Here is a 2,012-nt window from a genome sequence, read left to right on the forward strand (position 1 = left end):
CGGCCAGCAGCAGGCCGCGGCGGCAGCCCAGCGCGCCGGCCGCGCCGGCCGCATGGCCCGCCGCCCCAGCGGCCGGGAACGCCACGACGAGAAGATCACCGTCTATGTCTCCGCCGAGGAGCTGATGGACCTCGAACAGGCGCGGCTGGTGCTGCGCGGCGAACACGGGCTCGCGGTGGACCGCGGCCGGATCGTCCGCGAGGCCGTCGCCGTGGTCCTGGCCGATCTCGAATCCCGCGGCGAGGCCAGCATCCTGGTCCGCCGGCTGCGCGCCAGCTGAGCCCCGCGCGGGCCGCACGCGCCCGCCGCACCGGACAGGGCACCGGCCGGCCCGGGAACCGGCCCGGGAACACGTCCGCCGCGGAGGACCACCCGGCGGCCCCTGCGGTCCGTTGCCGCCTCCTGCCGTGAACACCCCGTGGCCCGCAGGCCCGCCCGGGTGGCTTCCCGGTGCCCGGCGCGGCAGCCGCCCACCGGACCCCCCTGACGACCGCCCGCCCCTGACGACCGCCCGCCCCTGGTGACCGGCCGCGGCGCGCGGGCTGTTGCGGTGTACGACACGCGGTGGTCGCCCGGCGGTCATCAGGGGTGAGCAGTCTGCCGGTGTGCCGGGCACCGGAGAACGCGACGAGTTGCGGCGCTGCCGCCTGGCGGGCCTGGCCGGCACCGTGGCGCTGGCCGCGGGCGGCAGCAGCGCCGGTGCGCTCTCGGTGCAGCGGGTCGCCGCCCTCCCCGCCGGACGGGCCGCCCTGGGCCTGGCCGCCGCCTACTTCGGGCTGGTGCTGCTGGTCGCCGCCTGGGCCCGGCTGGGCCGCGCCCTGCGCGGCGCCGATCCTCCCGGCCCCCGCGCACTGCTCGCCACCCTCGCCCTCTGGGCCGTGCCCCTGCTGCTCGCCCCGCCGCTGTTCAGCCGTGACGTCTACAGCTACCTCGCGCAGGGCGCCATGGCCGATGCCCGGCTCGACGCCTACGCCCACGGCCCGGCCGACCTCGGCGGGCCGCTCGCCGCCGAGGTCGCCCCCGCCTGGCAGCGCACCCCCGCCCCCTACGGCCCGGTCTTCCTGTCCCTCGCCTCGCTGATCAACGACCTCACCCGTGCCGAGCTCCGCTCCGGGGTGCTCGGCATGCGGCTGCTCGCCCTGCTCGGCGTGGCGCTGATGGTGCTCTCGCTGCCCCCGCTGGCCCGGGCCTGCGGCACGGACCCCGGCCGCGCCCTGTGGCTGGGCGCGCTCAACCCCCTGGTGCTGCTGCACCTGGTGGCCGGGGCGCACAACGACGCGGTGATGCTCGGGCTGCTCGGCACCGGCCTGGTGGCCGCGCTCGGCCGCCGCCGGTTCCTGGCCCCGGTGCTGGCGACCGTGCTCGTCACGCTGGCCGCCCTGGTCAAGGTGCCGGCCGCGCTCGGGCTGCTGGCCGTGGTCTCGCTCCGGGCCCGCCGGCTGTCCGGCCGTGCCCGCTGGTGGCGGGCCGGTGCCGCGGTCGCCGCCACCGCACTGGCCACCACCGTGCTGGGCACCGCGCTGACCGGCCACGGCTACGGCTGGATCGGGGCCCTGCGCACCCCCGTCTCACCGGACAACTGGGCGCCCGTCGGCGTGCTGGGCCGGATCACCCGGGACGCACTGCGTGCCGCGGGGGACGGACCGGCCCATCTCGCGCAGCCCGCCTGGCAGCTGCTCGGCCTGTCCGCCCTGGCCGCCGCCGTACTGGTGCTGTGGCTGCGGCGGCCCCGGCTCGCCCCGCTGTACGCGCTGGGCCTGTCGCTGACCGCGCTGGCCGTCCTGGGGCCGGCCATCCGCCCCTGGTACCTGCTGTGGGGCGTGTTCCTGGTGGCCGCCGCGGCGCCGCCGGGACGGGCCCGTGCCGCGCTGGCCGCAGCCAGCGGCGTGCTCGCCTTCGCCGTGTTGCCCAGTGGCTTCGCCCCGGACCCGGTCCAGCTCGCGCTGGCCGTCAGCGGCGGCTGCTGCGCGCTGCCGGCGCTGTGGTGGGCCGGCCGCCTCGGCCCCGGCTCC

1 protein-coding gene and 1 pseudogene are annotated in these 2,012 nt (G+C 79.0%); both read left to right on the forward strand.

What is annotated here, in order from left to right; genetic code table 11:
• Positions 1-280: pseudogene (locus GQS09_RS28070) on the forward strand (hypothetical protein); the annotation flags it as partial.
• Between the two features lie 325 nt (positions 281-605).
• A partial coding sequence (mptB, locus tag GQS09_RS28075; RefSeq protein ID WP_165990325.1) for a polyprenol phosphomannose-dependent alpha 1,6 mannosyltransferase MptB occupies positions 606-2,012 on the forward strand: 1,407 nt, incomplete at its 3' end.

The sequence above is a fragment of the Streptomyces sp. YIM 98790 genome (assembly GCF_011421595.1).
Classification (GTDB): domain Bacteria; phylum Actinomycetota; class Actinomycetes; order Streptomycetales; family Streptomycetaceae; genus Streptomyces.